Here is a 22,496-nt window from a genome sequence, read left to right as displayed (position 1 = left end):
GGTCTTGACCGGCCTCGGCGTGTTCGTGGTCGCGACCGTGCTCTTGTGGGTGGCGCTGGGCCTGCCGGCCGCACCCGGCCCGGACACCCGGCTGAACGTCGTCAAGCTGGATTCGCCGTGGTACCACGACGAGGAATCCGAAGTGCGCTTCTCGATCACGAGCATGATCAGCGATCGCCTCCGGCCGGACGCGCCGGTCAGCTGGCAAGGCCACGAATTCAACCTGCTCCGGGCCGTCCTGCGCTCAGCGGATTTCGCGGACATCCAGGTGACCGGCGGCAGGCTCCTGTTCAGCCTGGCCACCTGTGTTCGATCCGTGGGAGACACCGCCACCGGGACTTCGGCTGCCCGGCGCGTAGGCCGCTTCCGCCCGGCGCACAATCTGCTTGTACGGATCATGTACGCCGTCCCGTCAGTCTTTCGCCACCTTCGAACAAACAGGTGCGAGAGGAGAACCGGGGATGATCCGGATCATGAAAGCCGGCCGCGTGACCGCGGCGGTTCTGGCCGCCGGGGCGGTGACGGCGCTGGCCGGAGCCCCCGCGCAGGCCGCAACGGCGCCGTCCGCCGGCACGAACTGGACGGCCGATTTGTCCACTGTGGACAACGACGACGTCAACGTCACCGGTGCGGGTGGGGCGCTCACGCTGGCCGATGCCGCGTGGCACCGGACCTCCCGGGTGTTCGCCGGCAGCGAGGGCAGCCTGACCACCGGTGAGCACAAGCTCGGCTCGGCGTCGAACCGCGTCAGCGCCGAACTGAGCGCCGACACCCCCAAGGGCACCTCGGTCGACGTCGACGTCCGCGGCCGGACCGGCGCGAACGACTGGACCGAGTGGACTCCCGCCGGCACCGCGCTGAAGAGCACCGTGAGCGAGGTGCAGGTGCGGATCAGCCTGCACAGCACCACCGACGGCGTGCGGCCCGCGGTCAAGAGCGTCGCGCTCAGCGCCGACAGCGTCCCGCAGGCCAACGCGCTGGCCGCCTCGACCGCGCTGACCTACAAGATCTACGCCACCCGCGAAGGCCTCACCGGGCGCACGACCGCCAACGGCCACGTCATCACCAGCCGCGACCACTTCGTCGCGCTGCCGTCCGGGCGCGCCCTGTCGAGCAAGGGCACCGGCACCTACACCGTGCGCATCTGCAAGACCGACGGCAGCCGGTGCGAGTACGCCCCCGTGTGGGACGTCGGCCCGTGGAACACCAAGGACGACTACTGGAACCCGGCGTCGGTGCGCTACGAGTACAAGGACCTCCCCCAGGGCCAGCCCGAGGCGTACGCCGCCTACCACAACGGCTACAACGGCGGTAAGGACGACCTCGGCTACAAGGTGCAGAACCCGGCAGGCATCGACCTCGCCGACGGCGTCTTCTACGACGGGCTCGGCATGTCGGACAACGGCAACGTCAACGTCACCTACCTGTGGACCGGCTCCGACAAGACCGGCGTCGTCAGCACCGCCGGCGACCCGATGAACGTCCGGGCGACCGCCAGCACCTCCGCCGCCATCAAGGGCCTGGCGGCGAACTACGCCAAGGTGAACATCGAGTGCTACGTCGAGGGCGACACGGTCGCCGGCAAGTTCGGCACCACCAACATCTGGGACCGGATCGGCCCGAACAACTACATCTCGGACACCTACGTCCAGACCGGCTCGGACGACCCCGTCGCCCCGCACTGCTGAACCCCGATCATCGCGGGGGTCGACTGCCCTCACCCCCGCGATAACGGCGAAGGCCCGGTGTCCCCCGCCGGGCCTTCGCCCATTTCCCCGCCATTCCGCTCAGCGGCACACAATTCACAAGCGTGAACAAACTTCCGCCGGGTGTACAACCGCCCGCCGGGCGTGCAAAAATTCCGGGCACTCTCCTCCCCACGGAATCACGGAATGGCGGGCACCTGTGAGCGTTTCCCGGAGAACCCTGCTGACCACCGCGGCCGGCGCCGCGGTGGCGGTGGGCGCCAGCACCTCCACGGCCGCTTCCGCGGCCACCCCCGACCACCCCGACCTGGCCTCGGCCACCCGGACGCTCCGCCAAGCGGCCGATTACGCGGTGGCCAAGCTCCGCGCGTTGGCTCCCGGCGTCACCGCGTTTCCGGTCGGCACGAAGTTCGAGAAATGGACCTATTCGCAGAACGGCGACTGGGTCGGCGGATTCTGGCCCGGCCAGTTGTGGCTGGCCTGGCTGCACAGCGGCGAGGAACAATTCAAAACCCTCGCGCTGGCTTCCGCCGATAAACTCGCGCCGCGCCAGAACGACACGGGCACGCACGACCTCGGCTTCCTCTTCTCCCCCTCCTGGGTGACCGCGTGGCGGCTCACCGGCGACGAGAAGTGGAAGGCGGGCGCGGTGCAGGCCGCGTCGTCGCTGATCAAGCGGTACAACCCGGCGGGCCGGTTCATCCGCGCCTGGGGCGCGCTCAGCGACCCGAACAACGCCGGCCGCGTCATCATGGACACGATGATGAACCTCGACCTCCTGGCGTTCGCGAGCAAGCAGACCGGGGACCCGAAGTACCTCGAGATCGCCGTCGCGCACGCGAAGACGGCGCAGCGGAACTTCCTGCGCCCCGACGGGTCGACGCCGCACGTGTTCGACTTCGACCCGGTCACCGGCGCGCCGATCGGGCCGAACACGGTGCAGGGCTACAGCCCGACGTCGTGCTGGTCGCGCGGGCAGGCCTGGGGCGTCTACGGGTTCACGACCATCCACCGGCGCACCGGGGACCCGGAGTTCCTGGCCACGGCCCGGCGGCTCGCGGACTTCGCGCTGTCCCGGCTGACGCCCGACCACGTGCCGGTGTGGGACTACCTGGCCCCGCAGGCGCCGAACGACGTCAAGGACGCCTCCGCCGGCGTGATCATGGCGTGCGGCCTGCTGGACCTCGCGGAACTCACGCACCGCCCGCACTACCGGGAAAGCGCGCTGCGGATCCTCACCGCGGTGGCGCGGACGTGCCTGACCACGAAGTCGGCCCGCGCCGAGGCGAGCGTCGCGCGCTGCACCCGCAACCGGCCGGCCGAGGACGGCGTCGAGGTGTCGCTCCCCTACGCCGACTACTACCTGCTGGAAGGCATCCTGCGGGTGCTCGACCGGCGCAAGGTGGACCGCGCGATCGACCTTTCGAGCGTGTAGCGGCGCCCGGGGAGGCCGCCACCTCCCCGGACGCGTTGTTCAGTGGTGGTGGTGCGCGTGCACCTTGGCGTGGCCGAGGCCGCGCCCGATCATCCACTTGTTGACCGGCACCGTGACGACGAACGCGATCGCCAGCGAAAGCGCCAGTGCCAGCCAGAAGAGCAGGCTGGCCAGCCCGGCGTCCATCGCCCCGGGAATCGCCACGACCACGGTGTTGTCGATCAGCTCCATCACGGCGATCGACACGGTGTCCGCGGCCAGCGCGACCTTGAACGCCGCCGCCGCGCCGAGCCCCGACTTCAGGACGCCCCGCATGGTCAGGCCGTACCCGAAGACGAAGGCGAGCACGATCGAGAGGACCACAGTCGCCGCGTTGTGCAGGCCGAACGCCGTGCCCAGCACCATGCCGAGCACCTCACCGATGGCACAGCCGGTCAGGCAGTGCAGAGTCGCCTGGATCGCCGTCGCCCACGAAGCCCCGTGCTGTTCGTTCATGCCCCGCAATATACCCCCAGGGGGTAATGAACGCACGTTCCACCGGTCACGCCACCGAGGCGAGCTGCGTTGCTACCGAGCGTGACCGAAGGCGGCCGACCAGGGCATCCACCTCCGACGACACCCGAGACAGAACTCACTTCCGTAACCCTTTGCGCACATCCCGTTGACCACAGTTACCCGGGGCCCTACGTTCGCCCTTGGTCTCCACCATGCGCAGACCCATCGAACCGATCGAATTGCCTGAGGAACGGGTGGAGATGCGAGGGCCGACGAAGACCTTCCGGCGGGTCGCGACGTTGCCGCTGGTGGCGGCGCTCGCGCTCGGAGGCTGCTCGGACCAGCTGGGCAGCCCGCCCGCGCCGCCGCCGACCCGGATCGAGTTCGTGCCCAAGGTCCGCGACATCCCGTACTTCGACGCCATGAACAACGGCGGCTTGGAGGCGGCGAAACAGCTGGGCGTGGTGTGGCACTCGACCGGGCCGGAGACCGTGGACCCGGCCGCGCAAGTGACGATCCTGCGCGAGCTGATCGCGAAGAAGGTCGACGTCATCGTCGTGGCCCCGAACGACCCGGCCGCGCTCGCCGGCGTGATCGCCGAGGCCAGGGCGAAGGGCATCCACGTGCTCACCTCCGACACCGACGCGCCGGGCACGCAGCGCGAGGTGTTCGTCAACCAGGCCAGCGCGCAGGGCATCGGCACCGCGCTCGTCGACGCGCTGATGGCCAAGACCGGCGGCACCGGCCAGTACGCGATCGTCTCCTGCGGCCCGGCCGCGGCGAACCTCAACTCGTGGATCGCCGTCCAGAAGGACTACGCGGCCACGCGCTACCCGAAGGCGGAGCTCGTCGACACCGTGTACGCGGGCGAAGACGAAAACACCGCGACGGCGCTGGCCAAGCAGCTCATGGCCGCCCACCCGGGCCTGACCGGGCTGATCGGCGAGTGCACGACGTCCGCGCCCGGCGTCGCGAAGGCCGTCGATGACGAGCAGAAGATCGGCCGGGTGTTCACCGTCGGCGTCGGGACGCCGCAGGCCATCAAGCCGTTCCTGCTCAAGGGCTCGTGCTCGCAGTCGGTGCTGTGGAACGTCGAGTCGCTGGGCTACCTGACCGCGTGGACGGCGAAGCAGGTCGCCGACGGCAAGCCCCTGAGCCCGGTGAACAAGGTGAGTCTGGAGCTGCCGGCGGTGAAGTACGACGCCGCGGCGAAGACCGTCCTGCTGGGCGACCCGCTGCTCATCACCGCCGACAACGTCGACCAGTTCAAGTACTGACCGGGCTCACCGGTGCCGGCGCACGTGGCCGACCGCCGCACCCCCGCCGAGCACGAGGATCAGCGCCGTCAGGCCCCAGCGGCGTTTCTCCGCCGTCCGCCGTCCGGTGTCCTGGGCCACCGGCTCGGTCTTCTTCTCCGTACGCGCGTGGGACGTCGTCGGCGGCGGCGGGGGCGGCGGAGCCGGGGTGGCCGGCGTGGGCGTGACCACCGGCGGTGGCGTGGGCGCCGGCACCGGGGCCGGGGGCAGGACGACGGGCTGCTCCACTGGTGGCGGCGGGGGCGGCTCCGGCGACGGCTCAGGTGACGGCGTCTCGGTCCGGGGCGGCGGCTCCGACGACTGCCCCGGCGGCGTCGTCGGTGGTGGTGACGACTGCCCCGGGGGCGTCGTCGGCGGGGGTGACGTCGTCGGCGGGCGTGCCGCCGGCTCGGCGAGGCAGCCGGCCGCGTCTCCGCTCACCAGGGGTGGCCCGGTCGCGACCGCCGTGGCCTGACCCGAGCCGTCACGCGGCAGGCGGAACATGACGCTGCGCCGGCCGGCCTGGTTGGCCGTGGCGTAGATCGCGCCGGGGGCGAGCACGACCGCCCCGTACGCGCCGCCGTCGGGGAACCGGAGCCCGGGCACCACCGCGACCTTCCCGCTCGACGGGTCGAGGGTGACCACCGAGCTGTCCCCGCGCGAAGTCGCCGAGACGCCGTAGAGGAGCCCGTCCGCCGGGTCGAAGGCGAAGTCGTCGACGCCGACGGCGAGCGACACCGGCCGCAGCGACGTCCGGTGCACCACCCGCACGTAGTCCGCGCCCGCCGGGTTGATGTCCACTGTGTACAGATCACTGCCCTGCCGGACGTACCAGCGGTCGCCGTCGATCGCGCCCGCGGTGGCCCCGGTGACCGGGCTCCACGCCGGTTTCGGCGCGCCGGCCCGGCCGATCACGCCCAGGTCGGTGACCACGCCGGCGGCGTCGATCCGCACCGCGTGCGCGCCGTGGTACCGGCCGGCGCGGGTGCCGTCGGCGACGCCGTAGACCACGTGCTGCGCCGCGGAGTAGCCCATCGCGTTGATCCAGTACCCGGCCTGGCTCACCCGCCGCGTGACACCGCCGGGCAGCGACAGCAGCCGCAGCGTCGTCGGCGCGCCGCTGCGTTCGTTCTCCGCCTGCAGGACCGTGCAGCCGGCCGGCTCCCGCGCCACCGCGAGGCGGGACGCGGGGGGCGCGAGCCAGCCCGACGCCGCCAGCAGCGCCGAGACGGCCGCGGCCACGCCGAACGCCGCCGCCCAGCGGGCCCGCGTGCCGGTCAAGCCAGCCTGGCCAGCGCGGAGGTGAACGCCTCGGGGGGCACGCTGACACCGCCGCTGAACGGGTTCTGCAGCTGGTAGATCGCGAACAGCAGCAACGTGATCGTGCCGGCCAGGGTGGACACGATGACGACGTGCGCGGCCAGCCGCGTGCCGCCGAACAGGTTGGGCAGCAGGATGGCCGTGATCAGGCTGCCGAGGATCAGCGCGAACCAGACGACCGCGCCGACCCCGCCGGCGCCGGAGTGGGACAGCCGCTGCTGCCGGGCCTGGTAGACCGACCAGAGCTGGTTGCTCGCCTCGGTCTTGCGGTCCAGCAGCCAGTCGTCGTCGGCCGGGGCTTCCGACACCGCCTGGCGCATCTGGTCAAGCTGCGAAGCACCCGTGGCGGGTACGTCGCCGCCGTCGGCCAGGCGCGGCCACTCCTGCTCCTCGACCGTGCGCGCGTAGGCCGAGGCGAGCTGGTGCACGCGGTCCTTCGTGACCTCGGGCAGCGCGTCGGCCGCCCAGGTGGCGGCGACCAGGCCGTCGGCTTCGGCCTGCGCGTTCTGGCCCACGGTGCCGACCGAGTCGTACAGCGAGATGAGGACGAAGGCGACCAGGACCGCGTGCAGCCCGCCGACGATGGTGAACACCTGACCGGCCGCGTCGTTGTTGCCGGGCCTGCCTTCGTCGTCCCGGCCGAACCGGCGGACCAGGTAGGCGATCAGGCCGCCGACGCCGGCCGCACCGGCCACCCAGAGACTGCCGGCCACGAAGATGTTCATCCGGGTCCTTTCGCCCGCGAAGCGCGGGAAGCACTGCCCGACACATTCCACGGCCGGGACCGCCCAAGTTAGTCATCCATTTACGGGCCGACAACAGCAACGGCGGAATTCATCCGAGTGGCCGCAAAAATCCGCTCTCGTCGCCGGTTCGGCGCAGTTACCGGACACCGGGACGCTTTCTCCGTTTCACACGGCGATCATGGTGGACCGCTGCGGAGCTGGACCTTCCCGACCGGGTGACAGCCAGGAACAGGCAGTCACCACGTCCGGACCGGCCCTCCGCGGGACGCCATCCGAAACCCACCCACGTCGAACACGTGGTTTTCGCCGGTGACCCCGATCGTGTCATTGTGCGACCGGACGCCGTTGCTATGTTGATTCGGCGGAGCCGCAAAACCAGGCGGATATCAGCGACAAAAGATCATGACCGGCGTGCCTGCTGGGACGCCGTACGTGCCGAACGCGAATGATTGGGTGGTCCTCGTTGTGACTGTCACCGACCCGGTGGAATCCGAGCAGGCCCCGTCGAGCCTGGGACGGGCAGCGGCCCGGACACTGGCCACCACCACCAAATCCGTCCCCCAGATGCAGGGCATCTCCTCCCGCTGGCTGCTCAAACTCCTCCCCTGGGTCGAAGTCGCAGCCGGGTCCTACCGCGTCAACCGCCGCCTCTCCTACGCCGTCGGCGACGGCCGCGTCACCTTCACCACCACCGGCGCCCACGTCCGCGTCATCCCCCCCGAACTCGGCGAACTCGCCCCCCTGCGCGGCTTCGACGACGACGACACCCTCACCGAACTCGCCGACCGCTTCACCCAACACGAATACGCCCCCGGCGACGCCCTCGTCGAATTCGGCTCCCCCGCCGACCAGGTCTTCCTCCTCGCCCACGGCAAAATCACCAAAATCGGCACCGGCGCCTACGGCGACCAAGTCACCCTCGCCACCCTCGCCGACGGCGACCACTTCGGCGAAACCACCCTCCTCGACCCCGACGGCATCTGGGAATTCACCGCCAAAGCCGTCACCACCTGCACCGTCCTGTCCCTCCCCCGCACCGCCTTCGACGACATCCTCACCCGCTCCCCCGCCCTGCAAGCCCACCTCGCCGACTACCGCGCCCGCGGCACCACCGCCAGCAACGACCACGGCGAAGCCGAAATCACCCTCGCCTCCGGCCACGACGGCGAACCCACCCTCCCCGCCACCTTCGTCGACTACGAAGCCAACCCCCGCGAATACGAACTGTCGGTCGCCCAAACCGTGCTACGCGTCCACTCCCGCGTCGCCGACCTCTACAACCAGCCCATGAACCAAATCGAACAACAACTACGGCTGACCGTGGAAGCCCTACGCGAACGCCAAGAACACGAACTCATCAACAACACCGACTTCGGGCTCCTCCACAACACCGACTTCGCCCAGCGCATCCCCACCCGCACCGGCCCACCCACCCCCGACGACCTCGACCACCTGCTCACCCTCGTCTGGAAAGACCCCAGCTTCTTCCTCGCCCACCCCAAAACCATCGCCGCCTTCGGCCGCGAATGCACCAAAGCCGGCCTCTACCCCACCAGCGTCGACCTCGCCGGCCACCAAGTCCCCTCCTGGCGCGGCATCCCCATCCTCCCCTGCAACAAAATCCCCGTCACCGACACCCGCACCAGCTCCATCCTCCTCATGCGCACCGGCGAACAAAGCCAAGGCGTCGTCGGCCTCCACCAAACCGGACTCCCCGACGAATACCAACCCGGACTCAACGTCCGATTCATGGGCATCAACGAACAAGCCATCATCTCCTACCTCGTCTCCGCCTACTACTCCGCCGCCGTCCTCGTCCCCGACGCCCTCGCCGTCCTCGAAAGCGCCGAAATCGGCCGGGAAACGTCGTGACCGTCACCGAAGAAACGGCGTCGGTGCAGCTGTCGCTGAGCGTTCGCGCGGCACGGACACTGACCACCACCACCAAAACGCTGCCGCAGATGCGCGGCATCACCACCCGCTGGCTGCTGTCCCAGCTCCCCTGGGTCGAAGTCCCCGCCGGCTCCTACCGCGTCAACCGGCGCCTCACCTACACCCTCGGCGACGGCAAGCTCTCCTTCTACAACACCGGCGCCCGCGTCCACGTCGTCCCCGCCGAACTCACGGAACTCGCCGTGCTGCGCGGCTTCGGCGACGAAACAGCCCTGGGTGCGTTGGCGGACGCCTTCGAGCAACGCGAGTACGAACCCGGCGACACGCTCTTCACCGCCGGCTCGCCACGGGACGCGCTCGTCCTCCTCGCCCACGGCAAAGTCACCCGCCACGGCACCGGCCCCTACGGCGACGACCTCCTCCTCGGCGCCGCCACCGACGGCGACCACTTCGGCGAAGAACTCCTCGCCCCCGACCCCGGCACCTGGACCTTCACCGCCCGCGCCGCCACCCGCGTCACCGCCCTCGTCCTGCCCGCCGCGGTTTACGCGCGTCTCAACGGCCGATCCGAGGCGCTCCGCACCCATGTCGCGGAAGCGCTGTCACGGCCACGGAAACCCCAGAACGCCAAGGGGGAAGCCGCGATCGACCTGGCTGCCGGTCACGACGGCGAACCGCTGTTGCCCGGCACCTACGTCGACTACGATCCTTCGCCCCGCGAATACGATCTGGCCGTGGCCCAGACCGTCCTGCGGGTCCACAACCGCGTCGCCGACCTCTACAACCAGCCGATGAACCAGCTCGAACAACAGCTGCGCCTGACCGTGGAAGCGTTGCGGGAACGGCAAGAACACGAACTGGTCAACAACACCGACTTCGGGCTGCTGCACAACACCGACCTCAAACAGCGCATCACCACGCGCACCGGCCCACCCACCCCGCTCGACCTCGACGACCTGCTCAGCCGGCGCCGCAAAACCCGCTTCTTCCTCGCCCACCCCCAGGCGATCGCCGCCTTCGGCCGCGAATGCACCAGCCGCCGCATCTACCCCGACACCACCGTCCTCGACGGCAAACCCGTCACCGCCTGGCGTGGCGTCCCGATCCTGCCCTGCGACAAGATCCCGATCAGCCCCTCCGGCACCACCTCGATCCTCGCCATGCGCACCGGCGAAGACGACGCCGGCGTCATCGCCCTCCGCCCGAAATCGCTGCCCGACGAGTACCAACCCGGACTGAACGTCCGCAACATGAACACCAACGACCAAGCCATCACCTCCTACCTCGTCAGCGCCTACCACTCCGCCGCCGTCCTCGTCCCCGACGCCCTCGGCGCTCTCGACGACGTCCAGGTCGGTCGCTGATGACCACCATGAACACGCGCACCGCGGCCCGTCCGCTCGCCGACGTCCTCGCGTGGAGCAAGGGGCTCGTCGACCCGGCGTTGCGGGCGGCCGCCGAACGCCTGCCGGAGGCGATGCGGCGGATCGCCGCCTACCACTTCGGCTGGCAGGACGCCCACGGGCGGCCGGCGGCCACCGACGGCGGCAAGGCACTGCGGCCGGCGTTGGCGTTGCTGTGCGCCGAAGCCGCGGGCGGGGAAGCGGCCGACGCCGTGCCGGCCGCCGTCGCGGTCGAGCTGGTGCACAACTTCTCGCTGCTGCACGACGACGTCATGGACGGCGACACCACCCGGCGGCACCGCGCGACGGCGTGGACGGTGTTCGGCACCGGGCCGGCCGTGCTGGCCGGGGACGCGTTGCTGAGCCTGGCGTTCGAGGTGCTGGCGCCGAGCGGGGCGGCGAACGCGAAGGTGCTGTCGGCGGCGACGCTGGCCCTGCTCGAAGGGCAGGCCGCGGACCTGGACTTCGAGCAACGCGACGACGTCACCCCCGGCGAGTGCGTCCGGATGGCGGAGGGCAAGACGGCGGCCCTGCTGGGCGCGGCGTGCACGCTCGGGGCGGCGTCCGGACCGGCAGGCGCGGACCGCTTCGGCGCGTTCGGCCGGGCGGTGGGCCTGGCGTTCCAGCACGTCGACGACCTGCTCGGCATCTGGGGCGATCCGGCCGTCACCGGCAAGCCGGTGTATTCGGACCTCCAGAACCGCAAGAAGTCACTGCCGGTGGTGACGGCCCTGTCTTCGGGCACGCCAGCCGGCGCCGACCTCGCCACCCTCTACGCCCGGCACGACCCCCTGGACGAGATCGCGCTGGCCCGCGCGGCTTCCCTCGTCGAGGCCGCGGGCGGACGCCAGTGGAGCCAGGCCCAGGCGGAGGCGTTGCTGGCCAAGGCCCTGCGAGACCTCGCCGCAACCGGCCCGCCTTCCCGCGCCACCGCCGAGCTCGCCTCCCTGGCCCGCCTCATCACCACCCGAACCCACTGAACCCCGTGATGGAAGCGCCAACTCGCGTGATCAGAACGCCAACTCACGTGATTGGAGGGTCGACACACCGCGGGCCAGCCGGTGCGGCCGTGTCGACCCTTCAATCACGCGTGCCGGCTTCTCAATCACGCGTGTCGACCTGCTGATCACAATTACTTGCCGGGGCGGGTGAGGCCGGACTTGGCGGCGCCGAGGCTCAGGATGTTCTTGTCTGTGTCCTGGAGGGCCTTGGTGACCTGGGGAGACGGCGGTGATGTCGACAAGTCGATCAGGCGGATCGGAGCTTCCAGCCGGATCAGGGTCGGGATGTACTCGGCCTTGTCGACCTTCCAGCGGTCGCCGTCGCGGACGAAGCGGAAGCGGGCCGCCGCGCCTTCCTCCGTGTCGCCCTTCGGTTCGGAGTGGCGGGCGACGCTGTTGCCGAGGCCGTAGGCCACCCACTTGTCGCCGATCTTCTCGAACGGCTGGACCACGTGGGCGTGGTGGCCGACGATCAGGTCGATGTCGTCCGACGCCAGGATCTTCTTCGCCTGCGACCCCTGTTCGGCCGTCGGCTCGTGCTGGTACTCGACGCCCCAGTGCAGGCTCGCGATCACGACCTGCGCCCCGGCCTGCTTCGCCTTGCGCGCGGCGGCGAGGACGTCGTCGACGTCGATCTGGTTGGCCAGCCACGGTTTCCCGGCGGGCACCTTGATGCCGTTGAAGCCGAACGCGTACGACACCTGGGCGACCTTGACGCCGTGGACGTCGAGGATCAGCGGCTTCGCGGCCTCGCCCGCCGACCGCGCCGAGCCGGTGTGCTTGACGCCGATGCCGTCGAGCTTGTCGAGGGTCCGGGTGACGCCCTCGGCGCCTTGGTCGATCGTGTGGTTGGACGACGTCGAGCAGGTGTCGTAGCCGGTGTCCTTGATCGCGTCGGCGATCTCCGGCGGTGCGCTGAACGACGGGTAGCCGCTGTACGGGCCGCCCTCCGGCGCCAGCGGCGTCTCGAGGTGGCAGATGCCGAGGTCGGCGCCGGAGATCAGCGGCTTGATCCCGGCCAGCAGCGGCCGGTAGTCGATCTTCCCGCCGCCGTCGGCCTCGGCCTGCTCGGTCAGCGCCGGGTGGATCAGGACGTCCCCGGTGGCGACGACGCTGAACGACCCCTCGGGGGCGGCGGCTCCCGCGGAAGAAGAAGCGGCCGCCTCGGGAAAGGGCGTCGGCGCCGGCCCCTGCTGCTGCGGCGGACTGCTGCACGCCGCCGCCAGGACGGCGACCCCGGCGAGCGCGGCGACGCGGTGCTTCGTCATCGGTCCCCCTAACGTGGTCCGGCCATCCTGCCAGCCGGGCGAATCCGGCAGAGACGGCGTCCCGGGGTCGCGTGAAACTTCCACCACAGTCGACAACACCGATCAGAACATCGCCACGAGACAAAACCGGACAACGTGCAGCCCAGGGCGGAAAAAATACGATAAATCACCCTTGCTGAGGTGATCAAGAAACTACGCAGAGTAGGTCTCGCTCCGCTAACTCCGCCTTGACGCTCCTCGAAAGGGTGTTTTGTAATACGAGTCACTTCGCGAACTCGACCCGACCCACCCGACCTCGGCCCCCATGGGAGCTCTCGATGTCCACATACCCGCACAGGTTTCGCACCTGGAGCGTTGTTGGTTGTTGTTTGATTTCTGGCGCTCTGCTGGCCTCCTGCTCTTCGGGCAAAGACACCGCGGCACCGCAGCAGCAGGCGCCCACCAATGGCAAGGTCACCCTGTACTACCTGCAGAAACAGGGCGACCAGCAGTACTTCGTCGAGCAGGCGCAGGGCGCGCAGGAGAAGGCGAAGGAGCTCGGCGTCGAGCTCAAGGTCGTCAACCTCGGCCAGGACGCCAACAAGGCGATCACCGAACTGGACGCCGCGGTCGCCCAAGGCGCCAACGGTGTCGCCATCGTCGTCCCGGACCAGGCGATCGGCCCGCAGGTGATCGACAAGGCCAAGAGCGCGGGCATCCCGCTGATCGCCTCCGACGACGTCATCAAGGACGGCACCGGCGCGAAGGCCCCGTTCGTCGGCTTCAACGGCAGCCAGATGGGCGACTCGGTCGGCACCGAGGCCGGGAAGCTGTTCAAGGCCGCGAACTGGACCGCCGCCGACACGAAGATCATCAGCGCGTTCAAGCAGGACCTGACCGTCTGCACCGACCGCGTCAACGCCGCGAAGTCGGCGTTCGCCAAGGCCGCGGGCGCGGACGTCCAGGTCATCGACGTCGGCACCGACAACTCCCCCGTCGACGCGCAGAACCGGTCCGGTGCCGTGATCGGCTCCAACCCGGGCGTCAAGCACTGGGTCGTCTGGGGCTGCAACGACGAGAACGAGACCGGGGTCGTGACCGCGCTGGCCAACTCCGGCGTGGCGGCGAACAACATCATCGGTGTCGGTCTCGGCGCGTACCTCACCTGCAAGGACTGGGCCGCGAACAAGGACACCGGCAACAAGGCCGCGCTCTACATCTCCGGCGCCGAGGTCGGCCGCTCGGCGATCCAGGTGCTGGTCGACAAGGTGAAGAACGGCAAGGAGCTGCCCGCGGAGACGATCGCCAAGACCACGATCGTCAACAAGGACAACTACAAGCAGGCCGGCGTCAACTGCACCTGACCGCTGTCCGCGGGCGGTGCCGGCCGCACCGCCCGCGGGCCTCCTCCGCCGAAGGGCCCGCACATGTCCGCCTCTCCTCCCGCGCTCGCCGTCGAGGGCATCGGCAAGCGCTTCTCCGGTGTCACCGCCCTCGACGACGTCTCGCTGGAGTTCCGCTCCGGCGAAGTCCTGGCCCTGATGGGCGAGAACGGCGCCGGCAAGTCGACGCTCCTGCGCGTGCTGTCCGGTGACCAGGGCCCGGACGAGGGCCGGCTGCTCCTGGACGGCACCGAGGTTGCGTTCGACACCCCGCGCGCGGCGATGGCCGCCGGGGTGCGCGTGATCTACCAGGAACCCGAGATCATCCCGCACGTTTCCGTGGCGGAGAACGTCTTCGTCGGCGAACTGCCCGCGACGGCCCGGGTGTTCAGCCGCCGCACGCTGCTGAAGGCGACGCAGGACGCGCTCGCCGAGTACGGCTTCGAAGGCGTGCTCAACCCGATGACGCTCGGCGTCGCGCTGTCGGCCGCCCAGCGGCAGATCGTCGAGATCCTGCGCGTGCTCACCGCCGCCACGCCACCGCGGGTGATCGCGTTCGACGAGCCGACGTCGTCGCTGTCCGAACACGAAGTCGAGGCGCTGTTCCGGCTGATCGGACGGCTGCGCGACAGCGGCGTCGCGGTCGTCTACGTCTCGCACCGGATGAAGGAGATCTTCCAGCTCGCCGACCGCGTCGCCGTGCTGCGCGACGGGAAGCTCGTCGGCGTCCAGCAGGCCGCGGAGACCGACGAGGCCGGCCTGGTCCGGATGATGATCGGCCGTGACCTGTCGGCGCTGGAACGCCGTGTCACCCAGGACACCGGTGACGTGGTCCTGAAACTGGCCGACGTCACGACCGACGACGTCACCGGCATCTCGTTGCAGGTCCGCGCGGGCGAGGTGGTCTGCCTGGCCGGGCTGGTCGGCGCGGGACGCTCCGAGCTGGCCCGGGCGATCGTCGGCGACCTGCCGATCCGGTCCGGGACCGTGGAGCTCGGCGGCAAACGGCTGCGCGCGCACAACCCGGGTGACGCCGTGAAAGCGGGCATCGGCTTCGCGCCCGAAGAGCGCAAGACGGACGCGTTGCTCATGCAGCGGTCCGTACGGGACAACGTCTCCATCGCCGTCCTGGACCGGCTTCGCCGCTTCCGGGTCGTGAAGCGGGCGAAGGAACGCGCGCTCGTCGAGGAGTACGTACGCGAGCTTCGCGTGCGGACGCCGTCGATGGAGCAGGAAGTCCGCAAGCTGTCCGGCGGCAACCAGCAGAAGGCCGTCCTCGCGCGGTGGCTCGCGCGGCGGCCGAAGCTGCTGATCCTCGACGAGCCGACGCGCGGGGTCGACGTCGGCGCGAAGGCCGAGATCTACCGGATCATCGACGGCCTCGCCGCCGAAGGCATCGCGCTGCTGGTCATCTCCTCCGACCTGCCCGAGGTGCTGACGCTGGCCGACCGCATCCTCGTGATGCGGGCCGGGCGCCTGGCGGGCGAGATCAGCCGCGAAGACGCGACCGAGGAAGCCGTGCTGACCCTCGCCATCCCCGAAACCGAACCAGCCGTGGACGAAGCCCAGGAGATCGGCGCATGAGTGAGCCTGCGAACGAATCATTCAACACAGCGCTCGCCGCTCAGGCCGAGCTGAGCGTCAGCGAGGTCGGCGCATGAGTACCCCCACGAAGGAAACGTCGGCCCCCGCCGCGCCGCCCCAGCCGTCGGCCGCGCGCCGGGTGCTGACCGGCATCGGCGTGCAGAACTCGAGCCTGATCATCACGCTGATCGCGCTGGTGATCCTGCTGAGCGTGCTGAACGAGAACTTCTTCCGCACCAACAACCTGCTGCTGATCGGCAGCGCGATCACCATCATGGGGCTACTGGCCCTGGTCCAGACCCTGGTGATCATCCTGGGCGCGCTGGACATCTCGGTCGGCTCGATGGCCGGGCTGGCCTCGGTCATCTCGGCGATGGTGTTCACCTCGACCGGCAACGCCGAGGTCGGCATCCTCGCCGCGGTCGGCGTCGGCATCCTCTGCGGCCTGGTCAACGGCATGATCATCATCTTCGGCCGGGTCAACCCGGTGGTCGCGACGCTGGCCATGCTCGCCACCTACAAGGGCATCGCGCAGGTGATCTCCAACGGCAAGGCGCAGGGCTACACCGGTGGCGACGACCTGTTCATCTTCCTGGCCAAGGGCGCGATCGCGGGCCTGCCGTCACTGGTGTGGGTGTTCCTGATCGTCGCGGCGCTGCTGCACTTCCTGCTCAAGTACACCGACATCGGCCGCAACGTCTACGCCATCGGCGGCAACGACACCGCCGCGCGGCTGGCCGGCATCAACATCAACCGGTACATCATCGGCGTGTACGCGCTGGTCGGCGTGGTCGCGGCGATCGCGGGCGTGCTGATCACCGCCCGCACCGGGTCCGGCCAGCCGACGTCCGGGTCCGAGGGCCTGGAACTGCAGGCCGTCACCGGCGCCGCGCTCGGCGGCACGATGCTCAAGGGCGGGCGCGGGTCGATCATTTCGACCGTGCTCGCGGTGGTCATCCTGGGCGTGCTCGACAACGGCATGTCCGGGCTGGGCATCAACCCGTTCTGGCAGAACGTCGCCCACGGCGCCCTGCTGGTGATCGCGGTCGTGCTGCAGCAGCTGCGCAGCGGGGAGCGGCGCGTCGGCCTGCCCGAGTAGCGGTGGGCCCCCCGCGGAACCTCCACGCCCGAATCGTCGGCGAACTGGGCCGGCTCATCGTCGAAGGCGTCCTCGGGGACGGGCAGCCGCTCGTCCCCGAGGAGCTCGGCCGCCGGTTCTCGGCGTCCCGGACGGTGGTGCGCGAGGCGTTGCGCGTGCTCGAGTCCAAGGGCATGGTCACCGCGCGCCCGCGGGTCGGGACCTGGACGCTGCCGCCCGAGGCGTGGGACGCGATCGACCCGGACATCATCGCCTGGCGCGTCGGCGCTCCTGGTGGCCGCGAGCACCTGCGCGAGCTGCTGGAGCTGCGGCTGGCCATCGAACCGCAGGCGGCGCGGATCGCCGCGCAGCACCGGCGTCCCGACGAGCTTTCGGCGATGGCGACGGCCTACGCGCAGATGGCCGACGCGGTCGAGCGCGACGACGGCGACGGGTTCCGGGACGCCGATTCGCGGTTCCACGCGGCACTGATCCGGGCGTCGGGCAACACGCTGATCGCGCAGCTACAGGTGCCCGTGGTCGCCGCGCTGAAGGCGAACGGCGAGCCGATGGAGCTGGTGGCGCATTCCCGGGTGCTGACGCTGGTGCTGGCGAAGAACGCCGAGGGCGCCGAGTCGGCGGCCCGCCGGTTGCTGGAAACCGTTGCGGCGTACCGCTCATCGGCACCTTGACACGTCCACCGGGAGGCGCTTCACTCGCTGCGGACGACCGCCGCCATGAGTGGAGGAGGACGCTTTCATGCGTTTCCCGGGAATTCGCGGTTTCGGCGTGCTCGCGGCCACGGCGTTGGCGGGCAGTCTCTTCACGGCCCCGGTGGCGACCGCCGCGACCTGCACGATTTCCGACGAAATGGTGGCCGCGGGCAATTACTGGGTCGCCAACGGGACGAACCTCGACGCGCCGGACTGGCAGAACGCGACGTTCCACGTCGGCAACCTGGCCCTGGTCCGGACCACCGGCCAGTCCAACCACAAGACCTACCCCTGGGCGCAGGCCAACAAGTATCTGCTGCCGGAGGACCCGAAGCGGCCGTTCTTCCCGGACAACCAGGCGGCCGGCGAGGCGTACCTGGACCTCTACACCTACTTCCACCCGGAGATCCCCCTGGATTCGATTCGCACGCGGATCCGCGACGAGGTGGCGTCCGTGCAGGCCGGGCACCGCGACTACTGGAACTACGTCGACGCGCTGAACATGGCGATGCCGTCGTTCGCGCGGATGAGCCTGATCGACCACGATCCGTCCTATTCGGACGCAATGCAAACGCTCTTCTCGTACACCGAGCACAAGCTGTTCAACGAGTTCACCGGGTTGTGGTACCGCGACGCGCGGTTCAAGGGCACCGGGGTGTTCTGGTCGCGCGGCAACGGCTGGGCCCTGGCGGCGTTGACGAAGGTCCTGCAGGTGCTGCCGGCCGACGACCCGCGGCGGCCGGAATACCTGCGGGTGTTCAAGAAGATGGCTTCCACGCTGGCTTTGGCCCAGCGGCGTGACGGCTTCTGGAACTCCGACCTGCTGAACCCGTGGGACCACGGCGGCCCGGAGTCCAGCGGCACGGCGTTCTTCACGTTCGGCCTCGGCTGGGGCATCACCGCGGGCGTCCTCGACCCGGGCCGCTTCCGCCCGGTGGTCGACAAGGCCTGGACGGCGCTGTCGACGAAGGCGCTGCAGCCGAGTGGCCTGGTGGGCTACGTCCAGCCGGTGGGCGACCGCCCGGCCACGGCGAAGCCCACGGACACCGCGGCCTACGGCGTCGGCGCGTTCCTCCTGGCGGGCCAGGAAGTCGCGAAGCTGCAGGGCTGCTCGGCGGAGTAGGCCCTACTCCAGGCAGTCCCCGGGTTCACCGCGGGTCAGGGCCGGGTCCGACTGGGGGAACGTTCGCGCGATGCCGGGTCCCGATGACCGGTGCTCGAAGCGGACCGTCACCCGGCCGTGGCCCGCGCCCTGGACCCAGCCCGTGCCGAACTCCTCGTGGACCACGTCGTCGCCCTGGCGCCACTCCGACGGCGATGCTGCCACCGGCGTCGGCGCGGTGGACACCACCGTCGAAGGCACCGAAGGCGCGGCCAGGGTGAACAGCGCGTCCTGGTGGGGCACCGAAAGGCCGCTGTAGGCGACGCCCGCCAGCCGGATGCCGCCGAACTCCGCCGGGTCGATCAGCAGCCGCTCCGCGGTGGCCGCCAGCTCGGCCAGGTCGTCCGTGGGCGCGGAGATCGTCTCCGAACGGGTCACCGTGTGCATGTCCGTGTGCCGCAGCTTGATCACCACCGTCCGCGCCACCCGGCCGGCCTTCAGCAGCCGCTGGTGCGCGCCCACCGCGATCCGGCGGACCTCCGCCCGCAACGTCGGCAAGTCCTTGATGTCGGTGTCGAACGTCGTCTCGGCGCTGACCTGCTTGGTCTCGGCGCGGCCGGCCACCGGGCGGTCGTCGGCGCCGGTGGCGAGCCGCCGCAGGTCGCGGCCGACCACGCCGCCGAGCGTGGCCACGGCGTCCTGTTCGGACAGTGCCGCCAGCTGCCCGAGCGTCTGGACGCCGATGAACCGCAGCTTGCCCTCGGCGACCGGGCCGATGCCCCACAGCGCGCGCACCGGCAGCGGGGCGAGGAACTCCCGTTCGGTGCCCTGCGGCACCACCAGCAGCCCGTCCGGTTTGGCTTCGTCGGAGGCGATCTTCGCGATCTGCTTGCCGTTGCCGGCGCCGATCGACGCCACCAGGCCGGTTTCCGACCGGATCCGGGCCCGGAGCGCGGCGCAGAAGGCCGTGACCTCGTCGAAGGAAGCGCCGACCAGCGATGGCGGTTCGGCGAAGGCTTCGTCGAGGGAAATCTTCTCCAGCACCGGCGCGACCTCGGTGACGACGGCGAAGACCTCCTGGCTGAGCCGCTCGTAGACGCGGAACCGCGGTGGCACGATCACGCCGTTCGCCGGCAGCAGCCGCCGCGCCTGCGACATCGGCATCGCCGAGCGGATGCCGAACACCCGCGACTCGTAGCTCGCCCCGGCGACGACCCCGCGGGGCCCGGTGCCGCCGACGAGCACCGGGCGCCCGGCCAGCGTCGGGCGGGTGAGCTGCTCGGCCGACGCGTAGAAGGCGTCCAGGTCGAGGTGGATCACCCAGCGGCCCACGTCAGTCCCCGCCGGTGGCGTCCAGCAGCTGGTGCAGCGCCTTGGTGTAGCTCTCGAACGCCGCGCGCCCGGCCGCGGTCAGCCGGACCAGGGTGACCGGCGTGCGGTGCTCGTAGGCCTTGGTGATCTCGACGTACTCGGCGTCCTCGAGCTTGCGCAGGTGCGTCGAGAGGTTGCCGGCCGTCATGTCCAGGAGCTGCTGCAGCCGCGGGAAGGTGATCTGGTCGCCGGCGCGCAGGCCGGCGAGCGCGACCGTGACCCGCAGCCGCGCCTGGGCGTGGATGACCGGGTCGAGCTGCGGCAGTTCGCTCATCGGCCGGTCTTCTCGCGGACGAAGTAGACGATCGCGCCCAGCAGGAAGCCACCGCCCCCGCAGACGGTGAGCACGAGGAAGTTCGCCGGGTAGCCGACCAGCACGCTCAGCGCGGCCGACACGATCATCCACGCGCCGAGGCCGTACATCAGCTTGTCCTGCCACACCATGCCGCCCGCCAGGTACATCACGCCGGTGAACAGCAGCCACGTGCCGGTCCACAGCAGCGACACCTGGTCCGTGGACAGCGCCTGGAAACTCGTGATGCGGATGTCGACGACCATCAGCCCGATCGAGCCGAGCGCCCAGCCGTAGCCGTACATCGCCCCGACCGTGCGGGACGGCCCGCGGATCCCGCGGCCGGTGCGGATGCTGGTGTAGGTCGTGTAGGCGACGGCGCCGAGGAACAGCACCGGGACGACGATGCCGCCGCTGACCCAGCCGGGCACCCCCACGCCGGGCAACGTCGTGACGTAGGTGAAGCCCCAGCCGACGATCCAGGCGAGGGCCCAGGCGGCGAGCATCCGCGCCGGGCCCCCGCCCAGTTCCCGGCGGGTCCGCCGGTGCTGCTGGGCGATCAGGTTCAGCGACTCCTCGGCCGACATCGGCTCGTCTTCCACCTGGTTCGCCCTCCTCCCGTGCAGACCCCTCAACGCTGCACGGAAGCTACTGTGCCATTTGCTGCCGATCCGACCACAGCCACGGCCCCATCGGCGCGTGTCAACGGTCACCTCCCGCTCGAAGGTCGGCCTGCTTTTGGCCGGATCGGCAACACGCATTCACAACCGGGCCGTGTCCAGCCGGAACCGGCGGACCACGACCAGGGCGGGGATGACCAGCCAGCCCGCGAGCACGAGCACCGCCACCCACGTCCCCGACGCGTGGATCAACGGATCGAGGCCCACCCGGCGCAGCCAGTAGGTGGGCACGAAGTGCGCCACCGTCGCCATCCAGCCGGGCAGGATCTCCAGGGGGATCCACAACCCGCCGAGCATGCCGAGCGGCATCATCAGCGCGCCGGTGACCGCGCCGACCGTGTCGCCCTTCCCGAACAGGCCGATGGCCAGGCCGAGGACGGCGAACGGCAGGGTGGCCGCCCACAGGAAGACCAGCTGCCTGCCCCACTCGGCCATGGTGAGCGGCTCCCCGCGCAGGAAGCCGACGAAGAAGATCGCCAGCAGCACCGGCAGGGCGACAGCCATCGCCGACGCGACCTTGACGACAAGGTAACCGGCGCCCCGCATCGGCGTCAGGCGGAGCTGGCGCTGCCAGCCGTCCGTGCGTTCCTGCGCCACCCGGGTGCCGGTGAACAAGGCACCGCCGCTGGCGCCGTACGCGGCCATGCCGATCATCGTCTGCGTGCTCGAGTGCAGGCCGTTGTCCAGGACGTAGTCGCCGAAGATGGCCCCGAAGAGCAGGTACATCGCCACCGGCATGCCGATGGTGAAGATGGTGAACTGCGGGCTGCGGACGATCCGCTTGATCTCCAGGCTCAGGTACGTCGTGTTCACGCCGCGACCTCCTCGGCGGTCAGCGCCAGGAAGGCCTCTTCGAGACCGAGCGCGGTGATTTCGATGTCGGATGCTTCGGGGTGCGCCGCGAGCAGGGCGCGGATGGCGGCGTCGGAGTCGGCGCAGGCCAGCTCGGCGCGGCCGCCGCGCAGCTGGACGCCGGTGACGCCCGGCAGGTGCGCCAGTTCGGCCTCGGTGGCGCCCGGGACGGCGGCCTTGAGCACCCGGCCGGACACCGCGGCCCGGACTTCGGCGACCGGGCCGTCGGCGACGACGACGCCGTGGCGCATCAGCACCACGCGGTCGGCGTAGTCCTCGGCCTCGGCGAGGTAGTGGGTCGCGAACAGCACGGTCCGGCCGCCGGCGGCGAACTCGCGGATGGCCGCCCAGAACGCCCGCCTGCCGTCGACGTCCATCGCCGCGGTGGGCTCGTCGAGCACGAGCACCTGCGGGTCGCCGGCCAGGGCGAGCGCGAACCGGACGCGCTGGCGTTCGCCGCCGGACAGCTTGCCGCAGCGGCGTTTGACGAGCTTTTCGAGACCGGCCCGGGCGATCACCTCTTCGGCGGGCAGCGGCTTCTCGTGCGTCGAGACGATCAGGCCGACGATCTCGCCGACCGTGACGTCCGGCAGCAGCGCGCCGTTCTGCATCATCGCGCCGACGAGCCCCCGGTCGACGGCTTCGCGTGGGCTGCCGCCGGCGACGGTGACCTCCCCCGCGTCCGGCTTGGTCAGGCCGAGCAGCATGTCGACGGTGGTCGACTTGCCCGCGCCGTTCGGCCCGAGCAGCGCGACGACCTCGCCGCGCGCGACCTCGACGGACACCCCGCCGACCGCCGTGACCTGCCCGAACCGCTTGGTGAGGCCGTGCAGTGCGAACGCCGGTCCCCCAGTCATGGCGTCCTCCTTTCCTGGACTTTGAATCGCAAAGTTGCTGCGCA

Annotated in this window: 20 protein-coding genes and 1 pseudogene; 12 read left to right on the top strand and 9 right to left on the bottom strand. The window is 70.4% G+C overall.

Annotated elements, in window-relative coordinates:
• The first annotated feature begins 461 nt into the window (after window positions 1–461).
• Window positions 462–1,688 (top strand): DUF8814 domain-containing protein, encoded by a 1,227-nt coding sequence (locus QRY02_RS45395; RefSeq protein WP_285988856.1) that lies wholly within the window; start codon window positions 462–464, stop codon window positions 1,686–1,688.
• A 217-nt stretch (window positions 1,689–1,905) separates the two neighbouring features.
• Window positions 1,906–3,141, top strand: a complete 1,236-nt coding sequence (locus QRY02_RS45390) for a glycoside hydrolase family protein (RefSeq protein WP_285988855.1) — start codon at window positions 1,906–1,908, stop codon at window positions 3,139–3,141.
• 39 nt (window positions 3,142–3,180) lie between these two features.
• Here QRY02_RS45390 and QRY02_RS45385 read toward each other — a convergent pair whose 3' ends face one another.
• Entirely contained in the window at window positions 3,181–3,636 is a 456-nt protein-coding gene (locus tag QRY02_RS45385) for a DUF4396 domain-containing protein (RefSeq protein WP_285988854.1), read from the bottom strand.
• 260 nt (window positions 3,637–3,896) lie between these two features.
• On the opposite strand from QRY02_RS45385, the gene QRY02_RS45380 reads away from it, so the two are divergent.
• On the top strand, window positions 3,897–4,913 hold the full coding sequence (locus QRY02_RS45380) for an autoinducer 2 ABC transporter substrate-binding protein (protein WP_285988853.1): 1,017 nt from the start codon (window positions 3,897–3,899) through the stop codon (window positions 4,911–4,913).
• A gap of 6 nt (window positions 4,914–4,919) precedes the next feature.
• On the opposite strand, the gene QRY02_RS45375 is transcribed toward QRY02_RS45380, so the two are convergent.
• Entirely contained in the window at window positions 4,920–6,212 is a 1,293-nt protein-coding gene (locus QRY02_RS45375; RefSeq protein ID WP_285988852.1) for a DUF6923 family protein, read from the bottom strand.
• Window positions 6,209–6,976, bottom strand: a complete 768-nt coding sequence (locus QRY02_RS45370; RefSeq protein WP_285988851.1) for a bestrophin-like domain — start codon at window positions 6,974–6,976, stop codon at window positions 6,209–6,211. Before QRY02_RS45370 ends, QRY02_RS45375 begins: the two co-directional genes overlap by 4 nt.
• A gap of 486 nt (window positions 6,977–7,462) precedes the next feature.
• Here QRY02_RS45370 and QRY02_RS45365 point away from each other — a divergent pair, with 486 nt between their 5' ends.
• From QRY02_RS45365 to QRY02_RS45355, 3 genes are read left to right on the top strand one after another with little or no spacing between them, the layout of a single operon-like run.
• The gene (locus QRY02_RS45365) at window positions 7,463–8,869 is read left to right on the top strand and encodes a family 2B encapsulin nanocompartment shell protein (RefSeq protein WP_285988850.1); all 1,407 of its coding nucleotides are present in this window, start codon (window positions 7,463–7,465) and stop codon (window positions 8,867–8,869) included.
• Complete coding sequence (locus QRY02_RS45360) at window positions 8,866–10,254, top strand: family 2B encapsulin nanocompartment shell protein (RefSeq protein WP_285988849.1); 1,389 nt, start codon at window positions 8,866–8,868, stop codon at window positions 10,252–10,254. Before QRY02_RS45365 ends, QRY02_RS45360 begins: the two co-directional genes overlap by 4 nt.
• Window positions 10,254–11,273, top strand: coding sequence for a family 2 encapsulin nanocompartment cargo protein polyprenyl transferase (locus QRY02_RS45355; RefSeq protein ID WP_285988848.1), 1,020 nt, complete (start codon window positions 10,254–10,256; stop codon window positions 11,271–11,273). Before QRY02_RS45360 ends, QRY02_RS45355 begins: the two co-directional genes overlap by 1 nt.
• Before the next feature lie 152 nt (window positions 11,274–11,425).
• Here QRY02_RS45355 and QRY02_RS45350 read toward each other — a convergent pair whose 3' ends face one another.
• Window positions 11,426–12,562 (bottom strand): CapA family protein, encoded by a 1,137-nt coding sequence (locus QRY02_RS45350; protein ID WP_285988847.1) that lies wholly within the window; start codon window positions 12,560–12,562, stop codon window positions 11,426–11,428.
• A 368-nt stretch (window positions 12,563–12,930) separates the two neighbouring features.
• On the opposite strand from QRY02_RS45350, the gene QRY02_RS45345 reads away from it, so the two are divergent.
• The 6 genes and pseudogenes from QRY02_RS45345 (at window position 12,931) to QRY02_RS45325 (ending at window position 18,421) form a co-directional block, all read left to right on the top strand.
• Complete coding sequence (locus QRY02_RS45345) at window positions 12,931–13,905, top strand: substrate-binding domain-containing protein (RefSeq protein ID WP_285988846.1); 975 nt, start codon at window positions 12,931–12,933, stop codon at window positions 13,903–13,905.
• 108 nt (window positions 13,906–14,013) lie between these two features.
• Window positions 14,014–14,484, top strand: a pseudogene (locus QRY02_RS49015) (ATP-binding cassette domain-containing protein); the annotation flags it as partial.
• 102 nt (window positions 14,485–14,586) lie between these two features.
• Window positions 14,587–15,507, top strand: a complete 921-nt coding sequence (locus QRY02_RS49010) for a sugar ABC transporter ATP-binding protein (RefSeq protein ID WP_502874304.1) — start codon at window positions 14,587–14,589, stop codon at window positions 15,505–15,507.
• Window positions 15,508–15,580: 73 nt separating this feature from the next.
• On the top strand, window positions 15,581–16,606 hold the full coding sequence (locus QRY02_RS45335) for an ABC transporter permease (RefSeq protein ID WP_285988844.1): 1,026 nt from the start codon (window positions 15,581–15,583) through the stop codon (window positions 16,604–16,606).
• 2 nt (window positions 16,607–16,608) lie between these two features.
• Complete coding sequence (locus QRY02_RS45330; protein WP_285988843.1) at window positions 16,609–17,277, top strand: FadR/GntR family transcriptional regulator; 669 nt, start codon at window positions 16,609–16,611, stop codon at window positions 17,275–17,277.
• Between the two features lie 67 nt (window positions 17,278–17,344).
• Window positions 17,345–18,421: a glycoside hydrolase family 88 protein gene (locus QRY02_RS45325; protein ID WP_285988842.1), complete on the top strand. Its 1,077-nt coding sequence runs from the start codon at window positions 17,345–17,347 to the stop codon at window positions 18,419–18,421.
• Between the two features lie 3 nt (window positions 18,422–18,424).
• Here QRY02_RS45325 and QRY02_RS45320 read toward each other — a convergent pair whose 3' ends face one another.
• The 5 genes from QRY02_RS45320 to QRY02_RS45300 all read right to left on the bottom strand — a co-directional run bounded on the left by QRY02_RS45320 (window position 18,425) and on the right by QRY02_RS45300 (window position 22,452).
• Entirely contained in the window at window positions 18,425–19,732 is a 1,308-nt protein-coding gene (locus QRY02_RS45320; RefSeq protein WP_285988841.1) for a DNA polymerase IV, read from the bottom strand.
• A gap of 1 nt (window position 19,733) precedes the next feature.
• Complete coding sequence (locus QRY02_RS45315; RefSeq protein ID WP_285988840.1) at window positions 19,734–20,045, bottom strand: transcriptional regulator; 312 nt, start codon at window positions 20,043–20,045, stop codon at window positions 19,734–19,736.
• On the bottom strand, window positions 20,042–20,665 hold the full coding sequence (locus QRY02_RS45310) for a hypothetical protein (RefSeq protein ID WP_285988839.1): 624 nt from the start codon (window positions 20,663–20,665) through the stop codon (window positions 20,042–20,044). The genes QRY02_RS45315 and QRY02_RS45310 overlap by 4 nt, the downstream gene beginning before the upstream one ends.
• A gap of 159 nt (window positions 20,666–20,824) precedes the next feature.
• Window positions 20,825–21,556, bottom strand: coding sequence for an ABC transporter permease (locus QRY02_RS45305; RefSeq protein WP_285988838.1), 732 nt, complete (start codon window positions 21,554–21,556; stop codon window positions 20,825–20,827).
• Entirely contained in the window at window positions 21,553–22,452 is a 900-nt protein-coding gene (locus tag QRY02_RS45300; protein ID WP_285988837.1) for an ABC transporter ATP-binding protein, read from the bottom strand. Before QRY02_RS45300 ends, QRY02_RS45305 begins: the two co-directional genes overlap by 4 nt.
• Between the last annotated feature and the right edge of the window lie 44 nt (window positions 22,453–22,496).

Origin of the sequence: Amycolatopsis sp. DG1A-15b (assembly GCF_030285645.1) — a bacterium.
Classification (GTDB): domain Bacteria; phylum Actinomycetota; class Actinomycetes; order Mycobacteriales; family Pseudonocardiaceae; genus Amycolatopsis.
Note: the sequence above shows the minus strand (reverse complement) of the source record. Positions and strands in the feature narration are given on the sequence as shown.

Excerpts from the sequence above, each read along its gene's own strand:
- QRY02_RS45395 (WP_285988856.1), top strand. The coding sequence starts at position 462 with ATGATCCGGATCATGAAAGCCGGCCGCGTGACCGCGGCGGTTCTGGCC.
- QRY02_RS45385 (WP_285988854.1), bottom strand. The coding sequence starts at position 3,636 with ATGAACGAACAGCACGGGGCTTCGTGGGCGACGGCGATCCAGGCGACT.
- QRY02_RS45380 (WP_285988853.1), top strand. The coding sequence starts at position 3,897 with ATGCGAGGGCCGACGAAGACCTTCCGGCGGGTCGCGACGTTGCCGCTG.
- QRY02_RS45370 (WP_285988851.1), bottom strand. The coding sequence starts at position 6,976 with ATGAACATCTTCGTGGCCGGCAGTCTCTGGGTGGCCGGTGCGGCCGGC.
- QRY02_RS45355 (WP_285988848.1), top strand. The coding sequence starts at position 10,254 with ATGACCACCATGAACACGCGCACCGCGGCCCGTCCGCTCGCCGACGTC.
- QRY02_RS45350 (WP_285988847.1), bottom strand. The coding sequence starts at position 12,562 with ATGACGAAGCACCGCGTCGCCGCGCTCGCCGGGGTCGCCGTCCTGGCG.
- QRY02_RS49010 (WP_502874304.1), top strand. The coding sequence starts at position 14,587 with ATGAAGGAGATCTTCCAGCTCGCCGACCGCGTCGCCGTGCTGCGCGAC.
- QRY02_RS45335 (WP_285988844.1), top strand. The coding sequence starts at position 15,581 with ATGAGTACCCCCACGAAGGAAACGTCGGCCCCCGCCGCGCCGCCCCAG.
- QRY02_RS45325 (WP_285988842.1), top strand. The coding sequence starts at position 17,345 with ATGCGTTTCCCGGGAATTCGCGGTTTCGGCGTGCTCGCGGCCACGGCG.
- QRY02_RS45315 (WP_285988840.1), bottom strand. The coding sequence starts at position 20,045 with ATGAGCGAACTGCCGCAGCTCGACCCGGTCATCCACGCCCAGGCGCGG.
- QRY02_RS45300 (WP_285988837.1), bottom strand. The coding sequence starts at position 22,452 with ATGACTGGGGGACCGGCGTTCGCACTGCACGGCCTCACCAAGCGGTTC.